The organism is Zeimonas arvi, from assembly GCF_008039575.1.
In the GTDB taxonomy this organism is placed as follows: domain Bacteria; phylum Pseudomonadota; class Gammaproteobacteria; order Burkholderiales; family Burkholderiaceae_E; genus Zeimonas; species Zeimonas arvi.
On record NZ_VDUY01000011.1, the window covers coordinates 1 to 22,377 of the forward strand.

Sequence of the window (22,377 nt, forward strand, 5' to 3'; positions counted from 1 at the left end):
CGAACCCGAATCCCGGCACCCGCCCGCGACATCCGTTGCCGGACCCCGCAGGCATGGCGCTCTCGCACAAACGCCCACACTTATCGGCTGTTGATTGTTAAAGATCGCTCGCCCGGCACCCGGACATTCGCCCCCGGCACCAGATCCTCGGCCCTCAGGCCGATTCGCCGCCGCGCTGCATTTGCAGTGATTCGCGATCAGCAGAGAAACGAGATTCTGGCAGAGCTTTCCCGGGCTGTCAAATCGACCGCCCGGGACCAGGCTTGGGGGTCGTTCCGGAAAGCGGGCCGGTCGCCGTATCAGACCATCACGATCGGCCAGCCGGCGCGCCGCAGGCTGCCTTCCAGTTGCGCGCGCTCGGCGCCGTCGGCCGGCCTGGGCAGCAGGAGGATCCCGGCGCCGGCCCCACCCGGCTGCTGTCGCGCGGCCTGCAAGTCGGCCAGGCTCGCCTCCCGCCAGTCGTCCTGCCAGCCCCTTTGACGCAGCCAGTCGCGCAGCTCGGCGGCCTCGCGCGGCGCCTCGGGCAACACCAGTCGTCCGGGGCCGTCCTGGTCGAGCAGGCGATGGGCGATCTCGAGCACGCGGCGGGCCCGCGGGCCGACCCCGGGCAGCGCCCACAGCTGGGGCGACCCTGCCAGCGACAGGCCCGCCGGCCGCGCGGACGCGATTGCGCCGCGCTGGGGGGCCGTCCCGGCTCGCGTGGCCGCCCCCCGCCGAGTGGCCGGGTCGGGCCGCGTGATCGCGAGCGAGGTGGCGATGGCGGCGCTGGGCAGCACGACACAGTCTCCGGCGCCGGCGACCTCGAGCGCCTGCTGGAGAACCCGGCCGCGCGCGATCCGGAAGCTCCAGCGCAGGCCGCTCGCGCCGGCCGTCCGGACCAGCTGGCGCTGCAGGGCGCTGGCCTGCGCCCTCAGCGCCGCCTCGAGGCGCTCGGGTCCCTGCTGCCCGGCCGGGTCGTGCTGGCCGAACAGGCGGGTCTCGAAGGCCTGCGGAAAAGCCGCCATCCGGAGCAGGTCGACGTTCTCGACGAAGAGCGCCGCGAGCTCGGCTTGCAGGATCCGGGCCAGGCCGACGGCCGTGCCCAGCGGCGCCTCGCTGCGCTCAAGCGCGTCGAGAGCCACCCAGATCCGGCCGGTTTCGACGAGGTCGCTCATTGCCGCGAGTTCCCGCCGCGTCCGCGCAGGCGCCGCGCCCCGAACTCGAGGGCGATGTCGACGAACTGCGACAAGCGCTTGCGCACCCGCTGGTCGATGTCGGGCTCGCCGGTGAGCAGGGCGATCGCCTCGTCGAACTGCGAGACCGCGTGGATGGCGAAGCGCCCGTCGCGCACCGCCTCGACCACATCGCGCCGGAGCATCAGGTGGCGAAGGTTGGCCTTCGGTATCAGGACGCCGTGGCTCGCGTCGAGCCCGCGCGCCACGCAGATGTCGAAGAAGCCTTCGATCTTCTCGTTGACTCCGCCGATCGCCTGCACCTCGCCGCGCTGGTTGACCGAACCGGTGACCGCCCAGGCCTGGCGGATCGGCACGCCGGCCAGCGAGGACACCAGCGCGCACAGCTCGGCCAGCGACGCGCTGTCGCCGTCGACCGGGCCGTAGGTCTGTTCGAAGGCCAGGCTCGCATTGAGGGCGAAGGGCTGGCGCGCCGCGTAGCGCGCCGCCAGGAAGGCGCTGAGGATCAACACGCCCTTGGAGTGGATCGCTCCGGCGAGCTGGGCCTCGCGCTGGATGTCGATGACGTGGCCGTCACCGACCCGCGTGGTGGCGGTGATCCGGGTCGGCTGGCCGAACACGAGGTCGCCGACCGAGTAGACGGCCAGGCCGTTGATCTGGCCCGGCTCGGCACCGGCGGTGTCGATCATGATCGTGCCGCGCAGGATCTCCTCCTGCATCCGCCGGCGGATGCTGTCGCTGCGCTCGATCCGCGCGTCGAGCGCCCGCTGGACCTGCTCGCGACCGATGATGTCGCGGCCGGCCTTGCGCGCCCAGTACTCGGACTCGATCATCAGGTCCTCCAGGCCGCGCCTGCGCAGGCTCAGCTTGCCGGAATCGCCGGCCTCGCGAGCCCCGAACTCCACGACGCGCGCCACCGCATGGCGATCGAGGGGCAGCTCGCACACCTTGCGCGCAATCGTGGCGATCACGCGCGCATAGGCCTTCAGCGACTCGGGCGAGGCGTCGGCGTCGTCCTCGAAATCGGCGGCCACCTTGAACAGCTCGACGAACTCGGGATCGTAGGCCTGCAGCAGCATGTGCAGCATGCGGTCGCCGAACAGCACCACCTTCACGTCGAGCGGAATGGGCTGGGGCTCGAGCGACACCGTGCTGACCGCGCCGTAGAACTGCCCGGGCGATTCGATCCGGATCTCGCGCGTGTGCAACGCACGCTTGAGCGCCTCCCAGGCGAAGGGCTGGGTCAGCACCCGGCGCAGGTCGAGCAGCAGGTAGCCGCCGTTGGCGCGATGCAGGGCGCCGGCCTTGACCAGCCCGAAATCGGTGAGCAGCGCGCCGAAACGCGCGATGTGCTCGATCCGGCCGACCAGGTTCACGTAGGTCGGGTTTTCCTCGGTGACCACCGGAGCGCCCGGCACCTCGCCGCCGCCGACCAGCAGGTTGACCTCGTAGCGCCGCAGCGGCGGCATCTCCTCGGCCTGCGCAGCGAGTTGCTGCGGCGTGGACTCGCTCTGCGAGCGGAAGATGTCGGCGTTCTCGACGACGTCCTCCTTGAACGCGTCGAGCCAGCGCACCACTTCGGGCAGCGCCACGTAGCGGCGGATCAGGTCGTCGACCATGTTGCCCACCGCGAACATCGTGACCTCGCGGTTGAGCTTCTTCATCTCCTCGCGATGGGCGCGTCGCCACAGCACGACCTGGCGAAGCAGGCGCTCGAGCTTCTCCTGCAGCCCGCGCACCGCCTGCGCGATGCGCTCCTTCTCGCCGTCGGGCAGCTTCTCGAACTCCTCGTGCGGCATCACCTCGCCGTCCTTGTCGGGCGCGAAGGAGAAGCCGGTGGGGGTGCGCAAGAGCAGGATGCCCTGCCCCTGCGCCTCGTCGACCAGCTCGCTGAAGCCCTGCTCCTGCTTGCCGCCGAACTGCGCGTCGATCTGCTCGACCCGGGAGCGGTAGTCGTCGCTCTCGAGCACTGCGGGAATCGCGCCGCGCAACTCCTCGACCAGTTGCTGCATGTCGAGCCTGAAGCCCGCGCCCTGCCCGCAGGGCAGTCGCAGCGCATGCGGCTTGTGCGGTTCCTTGAAGTTGTTGACGTAGCACCAGTCCTCGCCGCGCGGCCGGCCGGCGGCGATCGCCAGGATCCGCTCGCGCGTGGCGTCGAACTTGCCGGTGGCCGGGTCGCCGAGCACGAACAGGTTGAAACCGCTGCGCTGGATGCCCACGCCGAGCTCGATCGCGTCGATCGCGCGCGCCTGCCCGAACGCGCCGGAGATCGGCTCGACCTGCGCGGTGGTGTCGAAGTCGAACTGACTGGCTTCGCAGTAGTGGCAGAGCGCGTCGGCTCCTACCTGGGTCATCGCTCGGTCTCCTGGGCGGGAATCTCGGCGCACAGCGCCTGCAGATCCTTCTGTTCGAGGGTCTCGCGCTCGAGCAGCAGCTCGGCGCCGCGCTCGAGTCGCGCGCGCTGGCGGCTCAGGACGGCAAGGCTCTGGGCGAAGGCGTCGGCCACCAGCCGGCGCACCGCTTCGTCGATCCGCCGCGCGCTCTCCTCGGAATGGCGGCGGGGCTCGGCGACCTGGTCGGGCGCGCCGAGGAAGGCCGAACGCGGCGCCTCGTAGACCAGGTTGCCCAGCGTTTCGTCCATCCCGTATTGCATGACCATGCTGCGCGCGATGTCGGTGACCTTGGCCAGATCGTCGGAGGCGCCGGTGGAGATCTCGCCGAGCGCCAGCTGCTCGGCCGCCCGGCCGCCGAGCAGCACGGCCATCTTGCGCTCGAGCTCCTTGCGCGTCATCAGGAAGCGGTCCTCGGTGGGCCGCTGGATGGTGTAGCCCAGCGAGCCGATGCCGCGCGGGATGATCGAGATCTTGTGGACCACGTCGGCGCCGGGCAGCGCCATCGCGACCAGCGCATGGCCCATCTCGTGGTGGGCGACGATGCGCCGCTCCAGCGGATTGAGCAGGCGGTTGCGCTTCTCCAGGCCGGCCACGATCCGCTCGATCGCCCCGGTGAAATCGGCCAGCGCCACCGCTTCGCGGCCGTTGCGGGTGGCCAGCAGCGCCGCCTCGTTGACCAGGTTGGCGATGTCGGCGCCGGTGAAACCCGGCGTGAGCGCCGCGACCTGCTCGGGATCGACGTCGGGGGCGAGCTTCACCTTGCGCAGATGCACCCCGAGGATCTGCACCCTGCCCTTGCGATCCGGCCGATCGACCAGCACCTGGCGGTCGAAGCGCCCGGCACGCAGCAAGGCCGGATCGAGGATCTCCGGGCGATTGGTGGCCGCCAGCAGCACGACGCCGGATTTCGGGTCGAAGCCGTCGAGCTCTGCGAGCAGCTGGTTCAGCGTCTGCTCCTTCTCGTCGTGGCCGCCGCCGAAGCCGAAGGCGCCGCGCGCCCGGCCCAGCGCGTCGATCTCGTCGATGAAGATGATCGCCGGCGCCTTCTGGCGCGCCTGCTCGAACAGGTCGCGCACCCGCGCCGCGCCCACCCCGACGAACATCTCGACGAACTCCGAGCCGTTGATCGAGAAAAAGGGCACGCCGGCCTCGCCGGCCACCGCGCGCGCCAGCAGCGTCTTGCCGGTGCCGGGCGGCCCGACCAGCAGGATGCCCTTCGGGATCCGTGCGCCGAGCCGGCCGTACTCGCCGGGGTTCTTCAGGAAGCCGACGACCTCGCGCAGCTCTTCCTTGGCTTCGTCGACGCCCGCCACGTCGTCGAAGGTGACGCCGACGCCGGTCTCCACGTAGACCTTGGCCCGGCTCTTGCCGATCGACATCAGCCCGCCGCCCCCGCCGAAGCCGCCGATCCCCTTCTCGGCGATCTTGCGCAGCGCGAACATCCAGATGCCGAAGAAGACGAGCACCGGCAGGATCCAGCCCAGCAGGTCGCGCAGCAGCGTGCTTTCGATGACGCCGCGGAAGCTCGCGCCGTGCTCCGCCAGCGCGCCGGCGAGTTGCGGATCGACCCGCACGGTCACGAAGCGGGTCCGGCCGTCCTGCAGCGGACGCTTGAGCGAGCCCTGGATGCGGTCGGCCGAGACCTGCATGTCGGCCACGTTCCCGGCCTCGAGCTGCTGCATGAACTCGCTGTACGGCATCGGCTCCACCGCCCTGAAGCTCTGCCAGATGTCGTGCGCGACCATCGTGAGCAGCAGCACGGCGGCAATGTGCCAGACGTTCCAGCCAGGGTTCTGGTTGCGGTCCATGGATTCCCGATTCTAGTCAGCTTCGTCATTCTGCGGACGGCCGATTCGCCTGCGCTTGACCGTCCGCAAGGTCGAGGATCGCCGGGAGGCCGCGCGGGGGATCATCCGGAATCCCCGATTGCGGCGAGCGGACTAGAATGTCCCGCGAACGCGATCGCCTGTCCACCCGCCCGACCCGAAGGAAACCCATGAAGCTCGAAAACGTCCTCGCCGCGCTGCCCGAACAGGAAGTCACGATCGACGTCCTTCAGGAGAAATACGCAAAGGGCGACGAGCAGACGGTGCACGACGTCCGGCGCCGGGTGGCCCGGGCGCTGGCCTCGATCGAGGCGCCCGCCCAGCGCGAGCATTGGGAAGCCGAGTTCCTGTGGGCCATGGAGAACGGCTTCATCCCCGCGGGCCGGATCAACTCGGCAGCGGGCACCGAGATCCAGGCCACGCTGATCAATTGTTTCGTGCAGCCGATCGGCGACGCGGTCTGGGGGCACGACGAGAACGGAACGCCGGGCATCTACGCCGCGCTGCAGGAAGCCGCCGAGACGATGCGCCGCGGCGGCGGCGTGGGCTACGATTTCTCGTCGATCCGGCCCAAGGGCGCGCTGGTGCGCGGCACGCACTCGCGGGCCTCGGGGCCGGTGTCCTACATGCGGGTCTTCGACAAGTCCTGCGAGACGCTCGAATCGGCCGGCTCCCGGCGCGGCGCGCAGATGGGCGTGCTGCGGGTCGACCACCCCGACGTGGAAGAGTTCGTGCACGCAAAGCGCGACGGCTCGCTGTCGAACTTCAACATGTCGGTCGCGGTCAGCGACGCGTTCATGCAGGCGGTGCAGGACGACGCCGACTTCGAACTGGTCCACGAGGTTCGGCCCTTCGACGGCGAAGACGACGCGCAGCCGCGCGCCGACGGCAAGTTCGTCTACCGCACGATCCGCGCCCGCGAGCTGTGGGACCAGATCATGCGCTCGACCTACGATCACGCCGAGCCCGGCGTGATCTTCATCGACCGGGTCAACCGCGACAACAACCTCTCCTACTGCGAGACGATCGAGGCGAGCAATCCCTGCGGCGAGCAGTTCCTGCCGCCCTACGGTTGCTGCGACCTGGGCAGCCTGAACCTGGTGCGCTTCGTTTCCGATCCCTTCGGCCAGGCGCCGAGCTTCGACTTCGAGCGCTTCGACCGGGCGGTGTCGATCGCGATCCGGGCGCTCGACAACGTGCTCGACCTGACCCTGTGGCCGCTGCCCGCGCAGGACCGCGAAGCCAAGGCCAAGCGCCGGGTCGGCCTGGGCTTCACCGGCCTGGGCAACGCGCTCACCATGCTGAAGCTGCGCTACGACTCGCAGGCGGGCCGCGACTTCGCGTCCACGATCGCCTGCCGGATGCGCGACACCGCCTACGAGACCTCGGTGGCGCTGGCCGGCGAGCGCGGCGCCTTCCCGTTGTTCGACGCCGAGCAGTACCTGGCCGAGCCGCATGCCGCCTCGCGCCTGCCCGAGCCGCTGAAAGCCCGCATCCGCAAGGAAGGCATCCGCAACTCCCACCTGATGTCGATCGCGCCGACCGGCACGATCTCGATCGCGTTCGGCGGGAACTCCTCGGGCGGCATCGAGCCGGCCTTCTCCTGGACCTACACCCGTCGCAAGCGCATGCCCGACGGCAGCCGCCGCGAGTACGAGGTCGAGGACTTCGCCTACCGCCTGTTCCGCCACATGGGCGGCAACGTGGCCGCGCTGCCCGACTACTTCGTGTCGGCGATGCAGATTTCGGCCCTCGACCACATGCGGATGAGCGCGGCGGTCCAGCCCTGCGTGGACTCGGCGATCAGCAAGACGGTCAACGTCGCCGAAGACTACCCGTACGACGAGTTCAAGACCCTCTACCAGGAGGCCTGGAAGGCCGGCCTGAAGGGCATCACCACCTATCGCCCCAACGCGGTGATCGGCTCGGTGCTCAGCGTGTCCAGCGCACCGACCCCGCAGCAGCCGCAGGACCTGACCGAAGACCCGGACCGCCGGCTGCGCCTGGACAAGCTTCCGCGCCCGGCCCTGTCCTCGCTGCGCTGGCCGAGCCGGCCCAGGCTCGCCGCGGGCAACATGGCCTGGTCGTACATGTTCGAGCCACTCGACCACCGCGTTTCCTTCTGCATCTTCATCGGCCAGACCGAAGAGACCATCGAGCGGCTCGACGGCAGCCGGGCGGTGCGCAGCCTGCCTTTCGAGACCTGGGTGAACGGCAACGAGCAACCGCGCGGCCTGGGCGCGATCGCCAAGGCGCTGTCGATGGACATGCGCTCGAACGACCGCTCGTGGCTCAAGCTCAAGCTCGACGCGCTCGCCAAGACCCGCGACGAGCAGCCCTTGCAGCTGCCCTTCCCGCCCGAGGGCGAGGTCCGCTGGTCGCCGGGCGTGGTGGCAGCATTCGCCGAGATCGTGCGCCACCGCTGCGAGGAACTGGGCACCTTCGACGCGCTCGATGCCCAGCCCACGCCGATGCTCGACGCGCTGATGTTCCGCAAGGAACCCAAGTCGGGCCCGCTCGGCACGCTTTCCTGGACCGCCGACATCAGCAACGCGGCCACCGGCGATGACTTCGTGCTGGGCGTGAAGGAGCTGCAGCTGCCCGACGGCACCCGCCGCCCGTATTCGATCTGGCTGTCGGGCGACTACCCGAAGGTGCTCGACGGCCTGTGCAAGCTGCTGTCGCTCGACATGCACGTGGTCGACGTCAGCTGGGTCGGCCTGAAGCTGCGCAAGCTGCGCAGCTTCGGCGAGCTGAACGGCTCCTTCTGGGCACCGGTGCCCGGCGAGTCGCGCCAGCAGGTCTACCCCAGCACCGTGGCCTACATCGCCGAGCTGATCCTGCATCGCTACAAGGTGCTGGGGCTGCTCGACGACGAGGGGCGCGCCATCGGCGGCGCCGGCGCGCTGGCCCTTCCCGAGAGCGACGTGGCCCCGGCCGCGCCGACCGAGGTGCCGGTGATGGCCGGCCAGGCCTGCCCGTCCTGCGGCGCGCACGCCTACATCCGCAAGGACGGGTGCATGTTCTGCACCGCCTGCGGGCACCAGGGCGAATGCGGCTGACGGACTAGGCCGAAAGGCTGACGCGCGGGAGCGCGATCCTCCCTAGACTGTCGGCGGCATCCATGCCGACAGCGGGGAAACCATGGTCGATGCAGACGGCGCCGCGGTCGGCGCCGAGCGCGAGCGGCTCCACGCCCGCCAGGGCGCATTCGCCTCGGTGTCGGCGCTCGCGGTCGCGGCCTGGATGGCCGCGATCGCCGCGGGCTCGGTGCCCGACACCCTGCTCGCGGCCTGGCTGCTCGCCTCGGCGCTCGCCGTGGCGGCCACCGCCAGCGCGCTACCCGCGCTCCGGCGCCTGAAGGACGACCAGTTCCCCGCCGCAGCCCGCCTGCAGCAGGCCGGGGCGGCGCTCGCCGGCCTGGTGTCGGGCGCCGCGGCCACCCTGTTCCTGCCCGCGCTCTCGTGGCCGGCTCGCGCCGCGCTCAGCGTCGCCGCCTGCGCCGGGCTGGCCGGCGCCATCGTCGAGCCCGGCCGGCAGGGGCCGGCCTTCCGGTTGCAGCTGGCCTGCTGCGCCGGCCAGTTCGCGCTGGCCTGGTGGCGCCTGGGAGAACCGGGCGCCGCCCAGGTCGCCTGGGCGCTGGCCGGCTTCGCCGTGCTCGCGGCGGCGACCTCGACCGCCGTCGACCGGCTGAACCGGCAATCGCTGGCGCGCGCGATCGAGAACCAGCGGCTCGCCGAATCGCTGGCCCAGGCCCGCGACGAGGCGGTTGCCGCGGATCGCGCCAAGTCCCATTTCATCGCCGCGGCCAGCCACGACCTGCGCCAGCCCGCGGCCGCCCTGGCGCTCACCGCCAGCCTCCTGCGCCGGCAAGTCGGCGACCCAGCCCTCGCGCCAGCCATGCAGGGGCTCGAGCGCTCGGTGGCAACGCTCAACGATCTGCTGGGGCAGCTGCTCGATCTCTCCCGCCTCGACGCCGGCCGCATCGCCCCCGAGATCCGGCCGGTGGCGATCGACGCCCTGATCGGCGAGCTGCTCGGGGAAATCGCGTCGCAGGCCGGGGCGCGCGGCCTGCGCCTGAGAGCGATCGGCAGCGGGTGCGAGCTCGACTGCGACCCGGTGCTGGTGGCCCGGATGCTGCGCAACCTGCTCGACAACGCGCTCAGGCACACCGAGCGCGGCGGCATCACCGTGACGGCCCGCGCCGTGTCAGCTCCTGCCGGGGCGGCCCGCACCGGGGCGACATTCGAGATCGCGGTGGCCGACAGCGGTTGCGGCATCGCCCCCGAGCACCAGCGCCGCGTCTTCGACGAGCACTACCAGATCGGCAACGCCGCGCGGCAGCGCGGCAACGGCCTAGGCCTGGGACTCGCGCTGGTGCGCCGCATCGCCGCGCTGCACGACGCGTCCGTCTCGCTGCGATCCACGCCCGGTCGCGGCAGCCGCTTCACGCTGCGGTTTCGCAGCGCCGTCTCTCGGCCGCTTGCGGCCGGGAAGGCGCCGCCCGGCGAAGCCCCGCCTGCCGGCGAGTCCCTGTCTGCCGGCGGCTATGCCCTCGAGACGAGGCCGGAGCCGGTCCCCGCGCCGGTCAGGCGGCCGAGGCTTCTGCTCGTGGAAGACGACGAACTGCTGGCCGACGCCTTCGGGCAGTGGCTGTCGGCTGCCGGTTTCGAGGTGAGCCGGGCCGCCGACGGCCCCTCGGCGCAGGCCATCCTCGCCGCCGGCAGGCCGCTGGCCGCCGTGCTCTCCGACTTCCGCCTGCCCGGTGGACCCGACGGGATCGCGCTGCTCGAGCAGGTCCGAGAGCGTCATCCGGCTGCCCTCCGGATCCTGGTGAGCGGCGACATCGATCCCGCGCTGCCGGCCCGGGCGGCCGAAGCCGGGCTGCCGCTGTTCGCCAAGCCCGTCGACCTGAAGCGGTTGCGCGGGCTGCTGGCCAGCCGCCTCGGCTAGAATCGCCGCCATCGACTCCCAGGTGACCCGGTTCCCCACTCCCGCATGGCTGAACGCTTGCTCGTCGTCGACGACGAAGAGGACATCCGAGAGCTGCTCGACACCTACCTGACCGGCTACGGCTTCGAGGTCAGGACGGTCGCCAGCGGCGCCCAGATGCGCGCGGCGCTGCAGGAGGCCCACTGCGACCTGGTCCTGCTGGACCTCGGCCTGCCCGGCGAGGACGGCCTGACGCTGGCCCGGGAGCTGCGCGCCGACCCGAACATCGGGATCATCATCGTCACCGGTCGCGGCCAGCCGGTGGACCGGATCATCGGGCTGGAAGTCGGCGCTGACGACTACGTGGCCAAACCCTTCGAACTGCGGGAACTGGTCGCCCGCGTGCGCAGCGTGCTGCGCCGGATCAATGCGGCCGCGCCCGGCCCGGCCAGCGCTGCGCCGAACGACGACCGCCTGAGCTTCGAGGGCTGGCGCATCGACCTGGCGGCCCGCTCGCTGCATCGCCCGGACCACGCGCCGGTCGTGCTGACCACCGGCGAATTCGACCTGCTCGCGGCCTTCGTTCGGCACCCGAACAAGGTGCTGTCGCGCGACGAACTCATGGACATGATCCACAATCGCGAGGCCGGCCCCTACGACCGTTCGATCGACGTCCAGGTCGGGCGCCTGCGACGCAAGATCGAACGCGACCCGTCGCGGCCCGAGATGATCAAGTCGGTGCGCGGCATCGGCTACGTCTTCGCCCCGCGCGTGTGCCACGAGCGCCCCGCATGAAATCGATCGACTTTCCCGCCCTGTACGAGCGGATCTTCCACACCGCCGCCGACGCGCTGATCGTGACCGATTCGGACGGCCGGATCCGCCTCGCCAATCGCCAGGCCGAGCGCCTGTTCGGCTACGCGGGTGATGCCCTGCTCGCGCTGGCCATCGAGGACCTCCTGCCGCAGCGCTTCCGGGAGAACCACCGCCGCTATCGGACTCACTACGAGCGCAAGCCCGAGTCCCGGCCGATGGGAATGAACCTCGCGCTGTGCGCGCTGCACCACGATGGCCACGAGTTCCCGGTCGAAATCAGCCTGAGCCCCTTCCCGCTCGACCACCAGACCCTGGTCTGCGCGAACGTGCGCGACGTCTCCGAACTGCAGCGCGCGCGCGAGCTCGCGGTGCACGCCCGGCAGGCCACCGCGATCGCCGAGTTCGGCCGGATGGCGCTGGCGACCAAGGACGTCGATGCGATGCAGCGCGAGGCCTGCCGGCTGGCGGCGCTTCACCTCGACGCCGCCCGCGCGCTCGTCCTGCGTCGCGAAGCAGGGCGTCGCGAGCTCGGCCCGGTCGCCACGACCGGTTTCGACGCGGAGCGCCTGGAAGCGGTGCTGACGATGGTCAGCGATCGGTGGCGAAACGAGGCCGGCATTCCCACCGACGAACCGCTCATGCTCGATCCGCCCGATGCGGCGCCGCATGCCGCGAGCGCGCGAAGCGAGCGTTCGACCGCCGGCCTCATGCTGTGCGCCATCCCCGGCGAAGACGGCTGCGCGGGACTGATCGGCGCCTGTGCGGCCGGACGGCGCAACTTCACCCGCGACGACGCCAGCTTCCTGCAGTCGCTGGCCAACACGCTGGGTGCGATGCTGCAACGCGAGCAGGCCGAGGCCCGGCTCTTCCAGTCGCAGCGCCTGGAGGCCCTGGGCCAGCTCACCGGCGGCGTGGCCCACGACTTCAACAACCTGCTGACCGTGGTCTCGGGCAACCTGCAGATGCTCGAGGAGCGGCTCGACGACCCGTTCTCGCAGAAGCTCGCGAAGGCCGCGATGCGGGCAACCGGACGCGGCGCCGACCTGACCCGCAAGCTGCTGGCCTTCTCGCGCCGGCAGACGCTGCAGCCGCGCGCGATCGACATCGTCCAGCTGCTCGATTCGCTCGCCGAAGTGCTCCGGCGCACGCTCGGCGCGCACATCGACGTGCGCACCGCCTGCGATCCCGACCTGCCGACCGCGAAGGCGGACCCGGGGATGCTCGACACCGCCCTGCTCAATCTGGCGGTCAACGCGCGCGACGCGATGCCCGACGGCGGGCGCCTCACGCTCGAGGCGCGCCGTGCCGTACTCGACGACGACTACGCCGCGCGATACACCGAGGTCGTGCCCGGCGAGTACGTCGAGATCGCGGTCAGCGACAACGGCAGCGGCATGCCCCCCGAAGTGCTGGCGCGCGCCTTCGAGCCCTTCTTCACCACCAAGGACAGCGGCAAGGGCAGCGGACTGGGGCTCAGCCTGGTCTACGGTTTCGTCAAGCAGTCCGGCGGCCACATTGCGGTCTACAGCGAACAGGGCATCGGCACGACGATCCGGCTCTACCTGCCGGTGGTCACCGACGAGGTGGTGCGCCGGGCCACGCGCGACCCGGCGGAGATTCGCGGCGGGCACGAAACCATCCTCGTCGTGGAAGACGACGAAGCGGTGCGCGAGGTTGCGGTGGGCTTCGTGAGCAAGCTGGGTTATCGGGTGCTGCAGGCGGCCGACGCGCAGCAGGCGCTTGCCCTGCTCGCGCGCGAGCCGGCGATCGACCTGCTGTTCACCGACGTGGTGCTGCGCGGCGAAGTGGACGGCCCGCAGCTCGCCCGCGAGGCGATGCGGCGCAAGCCGGGGCTGAAAGTGCTCTACACGTCCGGCTACGCGCGCAATGCGCTGCCGATGCAGCGCGAGCTCGACGGGAGCATCGAACTGCTCAGCAAGCCGTATCAGATCGGGCAGCTTGCCCGGATGCTGCGCCGGGCGCTCGACGAGCCGGCCTCGCGGGTCGCGCCCGCGCCCTGAACCGACCGGGCTCGGACCACGCGGGACTCGGACCGCGGCGGGCGCCGCGGACCCGGTCGATGCGGACTCAGGCGCCGATTTCGCGGCGGCTGTCGACGCGACCGATCACCGCCTTCAGCGCGCACAGCTCTAGGATCGTGATCTCGCGATTGCGCACCGCGATCAGGCCCTCGGCCTGGAACCGGGACAGGATCCGGCTGACCGTCTCGAGCTTGAGCCCGAGCAGGCTGCCGATCTCCTCGCGGGTCATGCGCAGCAGGAACTGCGTGGCCGACCAGCCGCGCGCGGCCAGGCGCTTGGACAGGTTCAGCAGGAAGGCCGCCAGCCTTTCCTCCGCCCGCATGGAGCCGAGCAGCAGCATCAGCGTGCGCTCGCGCTGGATCTCGCCGGCCAGCAGCTTGAAGAGTTCGCGCTGCAGCGCGGGCTCGCGGCTGGCCAGGGCATCGAGTTCCTCGAAGGGGATCTCGACGACCTCGCTGTCCTCGAGCGCGATCGCGTCGCCGCCGCAGGCCTCGGAGCCCACGCTGTCGAGCCCCAGCACTTCGCCGGCCATGTGGAAGCCGGTGACCTGTTCGCGCCCGTCTTCGGTGAGCAGCACCGACTTGAACGACCCGGCGCGGATCCCGTGCAGCGCATGGAAGGGGGCGCCCGCGTGGAACAGGTACTCGCCCCGGCGAACCCGCCGGCGCGTGCCGCCCACCCGCATCAGCAGGGGCTCGAGCGCTGCCATGCCCGCCAGGCCGACATCGGTGACCGAACGGCCCGCCGGACGCGCGGTCCCCGGGGCGATCTGGCCGGTGGCGGCGCGGCGGGTAGTCTGCGTGGCGGTCTGGAACATGGTCGACTCCGTTTCCTGTCGTAGATCAATGAATCGTCAGGAAGGACTCTACCGAGCGGCGGCAACGCCTCGATTGCACGCGCGAAACGGACGGTAACGGTTTGTAACGACGCCCCACATCATCGGGGCGAGTCGCACATTGACCGGGATCATGCTTTCCGGCGTGCCCGACCGGCGATACTTGATCTCGATGGACTTCTCCGAACTCATCCAACTGCGTTTCGGCGCGAATCCCGAGGCGGGACTGCTGCGCACCTTCGCGATCGCGCTGGCGATCGGCCTGCTGATCGGCCTGGAAAGGGAGCGCCACGCCGAGCCCGTCGCCGGCTTGCGGACCTTCGGGCTGACAGGTTTGCTCGGCGCGGTCTGTGCGATGCTGGCCGAGATGTACGCCTTTCCGTGGCTGCTCGCGGCCGGCGTGCTCGCCGTCGGCGGCATGACCGTGACCGCGCACATCCACGATCGCGCCGCCCGGGCCGATCCGGACACCACGACCACGGTGGCCATCATGCTGTGCTTCGGGCTGGGCGCGCTGGTCTGGGGCGGTTATGCCGAGATCGCCGCGCCGCTGGCGATCGTCGTGACCTCGCTGCTGTACTTCAAGCCCGAGCTGAAGGGCATCACCGAGGGGCTGGGCCGGCGCGACCTGGTCTCGATCCTGCAATTCGGCGTCCTGAGCCTGATCATCCTGCCGGTGGTTCCCGACCGGGGCTACGGCCCCTACGGCGCCCTGAATCCGCATCGGATCTGGCTGATGGTCGTCCTGATCTCGGGCGTGAGCCTGGCCGGCTACCTGGCCCTCCGGATGGTCGGCCCGAAGCACGGAGCGGCGCTGGTGGGCCTGCTGGGCGGCCTGGTCTCCTCGACCGCCACGACCCTCACCTACTCGCGCGAGGCACGCGAGTCGGGCAGCGACACCCGGCTGTCGGCCCTGGTGATCCTGCTCGCCTGCTCGGTCGTCTTCGGGCGCCTCGCGGTGCTCTGCGCGGTCACCGCGCCGGCGCTGCTGACGGGCCTCTGGCCGCTGCTGCTGGCCGGAGCGCTGCCGCTGCTGGGCGCCGCCGCCCTCACCTGGAAGCACATGGGCGAACAGGGTCCGCCGTCGATGCCCGAGGTCGGCAACCCCACCGAGCTGCGCACCTCGCTCTCCTTCGGCGCCTTGTACGCGCTGGTCCTGGTGCTGGCCGCGATCCTGTCCAACGAGGTCGGCGCCGGCGGTCTCTACGCGCTGGCAGCCGTCTCGGGCATGACCGATGTCGACGCGATCGCCCTGTCGGGCATGCAGCTGCTGGGCCTGGACCAGATCGGCGGCGACGAGGCGATCACGGTGATCGGCCTCGCGGTGCTCTCGAACACCGTGGTGAAGGCAGCGACCGCGGTCGCGGTCGGGGGGCGCGCCCTGGGGCGCCGGATCACGGCAGGCTTCGGCGGCAGCGCACTCGCGATCGTGGCGACGCTGCTGTGGGTTCAGGCCAACGGCGCCGCCTCGTGATCGCGAGCGGGCAGACGACCCGATTGCCCAGAATCAACACGAAAGTCCCGCGCTGCCCTAGGATTGCATCGAGACGATGGCTGCAGTGCTTCGGGCCCGTTCGGCAACGATTTCGTAACGACACGATGGAGAGCTGAAAGATGTACAAACATATCCTGGTCCCCACCGACGGCTCGGACCTGTCCAACGAAGCAGTGGCCAAGGCAATCCAGTTCGCGAAGGAAACCGGCGCGAAGCTCACCGTGCTCCACGTGATGCCCGAGTACATCCCGCCCGCCTTCGCCGAGTTCCCGGCCGCCGGCCAGGCCTCCTTCGCGGAGTTCATGAAGGCGACCGAGGAAACCGCCAAGACCGTGCTGGGCGAGGCCAGGAAATCGGCCGACGGCGCGGGCGTCGGCTGCGAGACCGTCTCCATCCGCCACACCCAACCCTACCGCGCGATCATCGACCTGGCACGCGACAAGGCCTGCGACCTGATCTTCATGTCCTCGCACGGCCGGCGCGGCCTGAGCGCCCTGGTGCTGGGCAGCGAAACCAACAAGGTGCTCACGCATTCGAGCATTCCGGTGCTGGTCTTCCGTTGATCGCCGCACGGCGCGCCGCCGCGCGCGCCCTGCTCTGCCTGCTCGCCCTGGCATTCGCGCCGGTCGGCCTGCCGGCGTCGGCGGCGCGAAGCGCCGCAAGCGCCCCGATCGCGGCGGTCGCCGTCGGCGTCGACGACGGCGACTCCTTCGTGGCCCGCAAGCAGGACGGCGCGAAGATCCGCGTCAGGATCGCCGGCATCGATGCCCCGGAGAAATCGCAGCCCTGGGCAGCCCTCGCCCGGCAGCGCCTGCGCGGCCTGCTGGTCGGCCGGGAGGTCCGCATCAAGCCGCTGAAGACCGATCCCTGGGGACGCTACGTGGCCGTGATCGAGGTCGACGGCGAGGATCCCGCGCTGGCGATGATCCTGAACGGCCTGGCCTGGCATTTCGCGCGCTACGACCGCGACCTTCCTCCGCCGCTCAGGCCGCGCTACGCGCAGGCCGAGGCGCAGGCCCGCGAGCGCCGCGCCGGACTCTGGCAGGCGCCCGACCCGGAACCGCCCTGGGACTTCAGGAAGCGGAACCCGCGCTGAGCGGCGCGCGGACGGCCGCCGTGCGCTGGCGAAGCGTCTCGTAGAGCACCACCCCGGCCGCCACCGACACGTTCAGACTGCTGACCTGCCCGAGCATCGGGATGCCCACCAGCGCGTCGCAGCGCTCGCGGGTGAGCCGTCGCAGGCCCTTGCCCTCGGCGCCCAGCACCCAGGCCACCGGGCCGGTCAGCGCTTCTTCGTAGAGCGAGTGATCGGCTTCGTCGGCGGTGCCGATGATCCAGAAGCCGGCCTCGCCCAGGCTGTCCATGGCCCGGGCCAGGTTGGTGACCATGATGTAGGGCACGCTCTCGGCCGCGCCGCTGGCGGTCTGCACCGCCACGTCGCTCAGCATGCAGGCGTGGTCCTTGGGCGCGATGACCGCCGCCGCCCCGGCGCCGTCGGCGACCCTGAGGCAGGCGCCCAGGTTGCGCGGATCGGTCACGCCGTCGAGCAGGAGCAGCGTGGCAGGCTGCTCGATCCCGTCGAGCAGCTCGTCGAGGGTCATTGCCGGCAAGGCGTCCTCGCCGATCGCCACCACGCCCTGGTGGCGCTTGCGCGGGCAGAGCCGCTCGAGCCGTGCGTGGTCGACCAGGTGCGGGCGCAGCCCCGCGTCGGCGGCGAGCTTCAGCAGGTCGCGGGCCCGGACGTCGTCGCGCGATTCGTCGACATAGAGTTCCCGGATCGAGTCGGGCGCGCGGCGCAGTCGCGCCAGCACCGCGTGAAAACCGTAGATCAGCACGTTCGTTCCCGTGGTTGGCCGGATCGGGGCGCGTTCACGCGCCCGGGCTCCGGCGGCGTCGCTTGGCGGCGGCGCGAGCAGGCTCGGCGGCGGCCGAGGCGCCGGACCGCTTGCCCGCCGAGTGGCTGCTTGCGCTCCGGGCAGTCCGCTTGGCGGCAGTGTTGCCGCCGCCCTTGCCCGCGGTCTTGCCTGCAGTCTTGCTTCCGCCCTTGCCACCGGCTTTGCCCGTCCCGGCCGCGACGCCCGCGCCGGAGGCCTTCTTGCCTTTCTTGCGGGCCGGCGCCGCCAGCTCGGGTGGCAGGGGGAGCACCGGCAGGTCGTCCGCCGTTGCTTCGCGAGGACGACGGGATGCCTCGACCCGGCTGGCCGTGTCGCGAGCCGCGCGTGCGCCCTCCCGCTCGCCGCGCTGCCGGTCCCGCTCGAGGCTGCGGAAGTCGGTGCGCTGGACCAGCCGGAACTCGATCCGGCGGGCCTCGAGATCGACCCGCGACACCTGGACGTCGATCGGGTCGGTCAGTCGAAAGCGCCGCCCGGTGCGCTCGCCGCGCAGCTCGTGGCCGGACTCGCTGTACTGGAAATACTCGCCGCCCAGTTCGGACACGTGAACCATGCCCTCGACGTAGAGCTCGTCGAGGGTGACGAACACGCCGAACGGGGCCACGCCCGTGATCCGGCCTGCGTACTGCTCGCCCACCCGCTCGCGCACGTACATGCACTTGAGCCAGGCCTCGACGTCGCGCGAGGCCTCGTCGGCGCGCCGCTCATTGGCCGAGCAGTGCATGCCCCACTGGTGCCAGCGCTCGATCGCCTCCTGCTGATCGGCCGTCGCGCGCTCGGCGGGCGCCGAAGCGGACTTCGCGCTGCCGCGGCCCGCCTGGGCGGCGCGGGCGCGCGGCTTGCGCCCGGCCCTCGCCTCGTCTTCCTCGCGGCCGTCCAGCGGCAGCGGCCGGTGCCGCTCGCCGCGCAGCAGCGCCTTGATCACGCGGTGCGTCATCAGGTCCGGATAGCGCCGGATCGGCGAGGTGAAATGCGAATAGGCGTCATAGGCGAGCCCGAAATGGCCGACGTTCTCCGGGGAGTAGACCGCCTGCTGCATCGATCGCAGCAGCATCGTCTGCAACAGCAGGTGGTCGGGCCGCGGGCGCATCTGGCTGGCCAGCGTCGCGTAGTCGCGCGGCGACGGCGATTCGCCGCCGCCCAGCGACAGGCCCACGGTGCGCAGGAACTCGCGCAGCGTCTGCAGCTTCTCGACGGTCGGCCCCTCGTGGATCCGAAACAGGCCCGGGTGCCGGCTGCGTTTCATGAAATCGGCGGTGCAGACGTTGGCCGCCAGCATGCACTCCTCGATCAGGCGGTGCGCGTCGTTGCGGCTGCGCGGCACGATCCGCTCGATGCGGCCGGCCGGGTCGCAGACGATCTTCGTCTCGACCGTCTCGATCTCCATCGCGCCGCGGCGCTCCCGGGCGCCCGCCAGGACCCGGTACAACTCGTGCAGCCTGCGCAGCTGCGGCGCCAGGGCCAGCTTGTGCGGCGACACCGCCAGGTTCGGCCCGCCCGAGAGCATGGCCCAGACCTCGTCGTAGGTCAGCCGCGCAGCCGAGTGCATGACCGCTTCGTAGAACTGATAGGCGCGGATCCGGCCGCTCGCGTCGATCACCATGTCGCAGACCAGCACCAGCCGGTCGACCTGCGGGTTCAGCGAGCACAGCCCGTTGGACAGCTTCTCGGGCAGCATCGGGATGACCCGGCGCGGGAAGTAGACCGAGGTGCTTCGCTCGACGGCGTCGGCGTCGAGCGGCTCGCCGGGCCTCACGTAGTGGGAGACGTCGGCGATCGCGACCAGCAGCCGGAAACCGGGCTCGGCGGCCTTGCGCGGCGCCTGCGCTTCGTCGCGCGCGTCCGCACCGACGTCGCCCACCGATTCGCCGCCCGGGCTCACCTCGATCGGCTCGCAGTAGACCGCGTCGTCGAAGTCGCGCGCGTCCTCGCCGTCGATCGTGACCAGCGGCACGTCGCGCAGGTCCACCCTGCCCTTCAGGTCGGCCGGGCGCACCACGCCAGGCAGGGCCGCGGCCTGCTCGAGCGCCGCGGCGCCGAACTCGTGCGGCACGTCGAACTTGCGCACCGCGATCTCGATCTCCATGCCGGGATCCTCGATCTCGCCCAGCACCTCGACGACCCGGCCGATCGGCGGCGCGCCGTTGGCCGGCGGATCGACGATCTCGACGCTGACCACCTGCCCGTGCTGCGCGTGATGGGTGTCGCCGGGCGGAATCACGATGTCGTGCTTGATCCGCTGGTCCTCGGGCACGACGATGTTCACGCCGCGCTCGTTCAGGAAGCGTCCCACCAGCCGGCGGTTGGCCCGCTCGGTCACCTCGACGATCCGGCCCTCGGGCCGGCCGCGCGAGTCGTAGCCGATCTGCTTGACCAGCACGCGGTCGCCGTGCATCGCCTTCTGCATCTGCCGCGGCGACAGGAACACGTCGGGGCCGCCGGCGTCGGGAATCAGGAAGCCGAAGCCGTCGCGATGACCCTGCACCTTGCCCGCGATCAGGTCGAGCTTGCTCGCCAGCAGCAGCACGCCCTTGCGGTTGGGCAGCAACTGGCCGTCGCGCTCCATCGCGAACAGGCGCTTGTTCAGCGACTCCACGTGATCGGGCGGCACGGCGAGCCGTTCGGCCAGCTCGGCCGGCGTCATCGGCACGCCCGCGGCCCGCAGGCATTCGAGGATTTCCTCGCGGGTCGGGGCAAACCAGGTCTTCTTCGTCACATGCTCACCATCGATTTGACAAATCCCCGCAGTCGATTAGAATTCGCGCCTCTACAGCGGTCGACTCTGTCGGCCGCCGTCTCCGGGAGGAGTCCCGAAGACCCGCAGCCCAGATGGCGGAATTGGTAGACGCACCAGGTTCAGGTCCTGGCGGTGGCAACACTGTGGAGGTTCGAGTCCTCTTCTGGGCACCAAGATTACCAACGCCTGCGCAAGCAGGCGTTGTCGTTTGAATGCCCAGAAAGCGAAGCCCCTGCGGGCTTCGCGTGAGGACTCGAAAGGCGAGGCCTGCAAGCCGAGCCGGGCCCGCGGAACGTGGGCGAGTCCCCGAGGCCGCGGGACGCGGCCGACGCCTCTTCTGGGCACCAAGATTACCAACGCCTGCGCAAGCAGGCGTTGTCGTTTCCGGGCCCGGGAAGCGAGACCCACTCACCCCCAGCGCACCTTCAGGTCGCTCGGCCGCATGTGGTCGTACTCCTCGAAGGGCTGGTGGATCCAGGGATTGGAAGGCAGGTGCTCGATGCAGTAGTCGGGCTGCGCCACCGACGAACCCTTGGCCCACAGCACCGCCGAACGGATCTCCTGGACCTGCGGGTAGCGCCGCTGCAGCGCCGGCAGCACCTCGACCAGCGTGACACCGGAGTCGACCAGGTCGTCGGCGAGCAGCCAGCGGGGACCAGGGAGCGGCGCGGCCGAGCTCATGTGCTCGGCGATCATCAGCCGGCTCTGCCGCGTGCCGCCCTCCTCGCGATACGAGCTGGTGAACAGCACGCCGAGCGGCTTGTCGAACAGCCGCGACAGCACGTCGCCGATGCGCAGGCCGCCGCGCGCCAGGCAGACGATGGCATCGAAGTTCCAGCCCGACTCCCAGATCTTCAGCGCGAGCTTCTCGATCAGGCGGTTGTACTCGTCCCAGGAAACGTAGAGGTCTTTCATCGGATCGGCCTCGCTGAGAACCCGCTCACAGGAAAGGATGCCGGATCAGGATGGTCTCGTCGCGGTCCGGGCCGGTGGAGACCAGGTCGATCGGCGCGCCGGCGACCTGCGACAGGCGCTCCAGGTAGCGGCGCGCGTTGAGCGGCAGTTGGTCCCACTGCTGCAACCCCACCGTGCTATCGCTCCAGCCCGGCATCTCCTCGTAGATCGGCTCGCAGCGCGCGAGTTCGGCCGCGCCGAAGGGCAGCAGGTCGAGCGTCTTGCCGTCCTGGCGATAGCCCACGCACAGCTTGACGGTCTCCAGTCCGTCGAGCACGTCGAGCTTGGTGACCACCAGCCCGTCGATGCCGTTGAGCTGGATCGAGCGGCGCAGCGCCGGCGCATCGAACCAGCCGCAGCGCCGCGGCCGGCCAGTGACCGAACCGAACTCCTTGCCGACGGTGGCCAGCCGCTTGCCGATTTCGTCGTGCAGCTCGGTGGGGAACGGACCCGAGCCCACCCGCGTGGTGTAGGCCTTCACGATGCCCAGCACCCGGTGCAGCGACTGCGGGCCCACGCCCGCGCCGGCCGACGCCGCGCCCGCCACGCAGTTGCTGCTGGTCACGTAGGGATAGGTGCCGTGGTCCACGTCGAGCAGCGCGCCCTGCGCGCCCTCGAACAGCAGCGGCTCGCCGCGGGCCATGGCCTGCGCGAGCAGCGCCGGCACGTCGGCGACCATGGGCCGCACCCGCTCGCCCAGCGCCAGCGCCTCGTCGGCGACCTTCTGGCCGTCGACCGGCTCGGCGCCCAGGTAATGCTTCAGCGTGAAATTGTGCAGGTCGAGCGCTTCGGCCAGCCGCTCGCGGAAGGCCGCCGGGTCGTAGAGATCCTGGATGCGCAGCCCGCGCCGCGCCACCTTGTCCTCGTAGGCCGGGCCGATGCCGCGGCCAGTGGTGCCGATCTTGGCGTCGCCGCGCCTGGCCTCGCGCGCCTGGTCGAGCGCGACGTGGTAGGGCAGGATCAGCGAGGCCGTGGAGCTCACGCGAAGCCGGTCGCGCACCGACACGCCGGCCTGCTCGAGCTCGCCGATCTCCTGCAGCAGCGCCGGGGGAGAGACGACCACGCCGTTGCCGATGTAGCAGGTGACGCCGTCGCGCAGGATGCCCGATGGAATCAGCCGCAGCACCTGCTTGCGGCCGCCGATGACCAGCGTGTGGCCGGCGTTGTGGCCGCCCTGGAAGCGCACGACGCCGCGCGCGGTCTCGGTCAGCCAGTCGACCAGCTTGCCCTTGCCTTCGTCGCCCCATTGGGTCCCGATGATCACTACGTTCCTGGCCATCGCC

Annotated in this window: 15 protein-coding genes and 1 tRNA gene; 8 read left to right on the forward strand and 8 right to left on the reverse strand. The window is 70.9% G+C overall.

Annotated features, from left to right (window positions below; genetic code table 11):
* Positions 1 to 299 precede the first annotated feature (299 nt).
* The 3 genes from FHP08_RS18075 to ftsH are packed head-to-tail and all read right to left on the reverse strand — an operon-like array spanning position 300 to position 5,373.
* Positions 300 to 1,154, reverse strand: coding sequence for a hypothetical protein (locus FHP08_RS18075; protein WP_147705911.1), 855 nt, complete (start codon positions 1,152 to 1,154; stop codon positions 300 to 302).
* A complete protein-coding gene (locus FHP08_RS18080; protein WP_147705912.1) occupies positions 1,151 to 3,526 on the reverse strand; it encodes a Lon protease family protein in 2,376 nt (791 codons plus the stop codon). The genes FHP08_RS18075 and FHP08_RS18080 overlap by 4 nt, the downstream gene beginning before the upstream one ends.
* Positions 3,523 to 5,373: an ATP-dependent zinc metalloprotease FtsH gene (ftsH, locus tag FHP08_RS18085; protein ID WP_147705913.1), complete on the reverse strand. Its 1,851-nt coding sequence runs from the start codon at positions 5,371 to 5,373 to the stop codon at positions 3,523 to 3,525. The genes FHP08_RS18080 and ftsH overlap by 4 nt, the downstream gene beginning before the upstream one ends.
* Positions 5,374 to 5,561: 188 nt before the next feature.
* On the opposite strand from ftsH, the gene FHP08_RS18090 reads away from it, so the two are divergent.
* From FHP08_RS18090 to FHP08_RS18105, 4 genes are all read left to right on the forward strand, one after another.
* Entirely contained in the window at positions 5,562 to 8,453 is a 2,892-nt protein-coding gene (locus tag FHP08_RS18090) for an adenosylcobalamin-dependent ribonucleoside-diphosphate reductase (protein WP_147705914.1), read from the forward strand.
* Positions 8,454 to 8,535: 82 nt separating this feature from the next.
* Entirely contained in the window at positions 8,536 to 10,344 is a 1,809-nt protein-coding gene (locus FHP08_RS18095) for a hybrid sensor histidine kinase/response regulator (protein WP_147705915.1), read from the forward strand.
* A 45-nt stretch (positions 10,345 to 10,389) separates the two neighbouring features.
* Entirely contained in the window at positions 10,390 to 11,118 is a 729-nt protein-coding gene (locus FHP08_RS18100) for a response regulator (protein ID WP_147705916.1), read from the forward strand.
* Positions 11,115 to 13,160: a PAS domain S-box protein gene (locus tag FHP08_RS18105; RefSeq protein WP_147705917.1), complete on the forward strand. Its 2,046-nt coding sequence runs from the start codon at positions 11,115 to 11,117 to the stop codon at positions 13,158 to 13,160. Before FHP08_RS18100 ends, FHP08_RS18105 begins: the two co-directional genes overlap by 4 nt.
* Before the next feature lie 67 nt (positions 13,161 to 13,227).
* On the opposite strand, the gene FHP08_RS18110 is transcribed toward FHP08_RS18105, so the two are convergent.
* The gene (locus FHP08_RS18110; protein WP_222707934.1) at positions 13,228 to 13,998 is read right to left on the reverse strand and encodes a helix-turn-helix domain-containing protein; all 771 of its coding nucleotides are present in this window, start codon (positions 13,996 to 13,998) and stop codon (positions 13,228 to 13,230) included.
* Positions 13,999 to 14,188: 190 nt separating this feature from the next.
* On the opposite strand from FHP08_RS18110, the gene FHP08_RS18115 reads away from it, so the two are divergent.
* The 3 genes from FHP08_RS18115 to FHP08_RS18125 all read left to right on the forward strand — a co-directional run bounded on the left by FHP08_RS18115 (position 14,189) and on the right by FHP08_RS18125 (position 16,607).
* Positions 14,189 to 15,490 (forward strand): MgtC/SapB family protein, encoded by a 1,302-nt coding sequence (locus FHP08_RS18115; protein ID WP_147705918.1) that lies wholly within the window; start codon positions 14,189 to 14,191, stop codon positions 15,488 to 15,490.
* 140 nt (positions 15,491 to 15,630) lie between these two features.
* Entirely contained in the window at positions 15,631 to 16,074 is a 444-nt protein-coding gene (locus FHP08_RS18120) for a universal stress protein (protein WP_147705919.1), read from the forward strand.
* Positions 16,071 to 16,607 (forward strand): thermonuclease family protein, encoded by a 537-nt coding sequence (locus FHP08_RS18125; protein WP_187272362.1) that lies wholly within the window; start codon positions 16,071 to 16,073, stop codon positions 16,605 to 16,607. The genes FHP08_RS18120 and FHP08_RS18125 overlap by 4 nt, the downstream gene beginning before the upstream one ends.
* Here the strand turns inward: FHP08_RS18125 and rlmB are convergent.
* Together rlmB and rnr are read right to left on the reverse strand one after the other, a co-directional pair.
* Positions 16,585 to 17,346, reverse strand: a complete 762-nt coding sequence (rlmB, locus tag FHP08_RS18130; protein ID WP_147705921.1) for a 23S rRNA (guanosine(2251)-2'-O)-methyltransferase RlmB — start codon at positions 17,344 to 17,346, stop codon at positions 16,585 to 16,587. The two genes, FHP08_RS18125 and rlmB, sit on opposite strands and share 23 nt — an antisense overlap.
* A gap of 34 nt (positions 17,347 to 17,380) precedes the next feature.
* Positions 17,381 to 20,119, reverse strand: a complete 2,739-nt coding sequence (rnr, locus tag FHP08_RS18135) for a ribonuclease R (RefSeq protein WP_147705922.1) — start codon at positions 20,117 to 20,119, stop codon at positions 17,381 to 17,383.
* 107 nt (positions 20,120 to 20,226) lie between these two features.
* Here rnr and FHP08_RS18140 point away from each other — a divergent pair.
* Positions 20,227 to 20,313: transfer RNA gene (locus tag FHP08_RS18140), tRNA-Leu, on the forward strand.
* A 235-nt stretch (positions 20,314 to 20,548) separates the two neighbouring features.
* Here FHP08_RS18140 and FHP08_RS18145 read toward each other — a convergent pair.
* Both FHP08_RS18145 and FHP08_RS18150 read right to left on the reverse strand, forming a co-directional pair.
* Positions 20,549 to 21,055 carry a phosphoribosyltransferase gene (locus tag FHP08_RS18145; protein ID WP_147705923.1) on the reverse strand — a complete coding sequence of 169 codons (507 nt, stop codon included), beginning with the start codon at positions 21,053 to 21,055 and terminating at the stop codon, positions 20,549 to 20,551.
* Positions 21,056 to 21,080: 25 nt separating this feature from the next.
* A complete protein-coding gene (locus tag FHP08_RS18150) occupies positions 21,081 to 22,373 on the reverse strand; it encodes an adenylosuccinate synthase (RefSeq protein ID WP_147705924.1) in 1,293 nt (430 codons plus the stop codon).
* Positions 22,374 to 22,377: the final 4 nt, after the last annotated feature.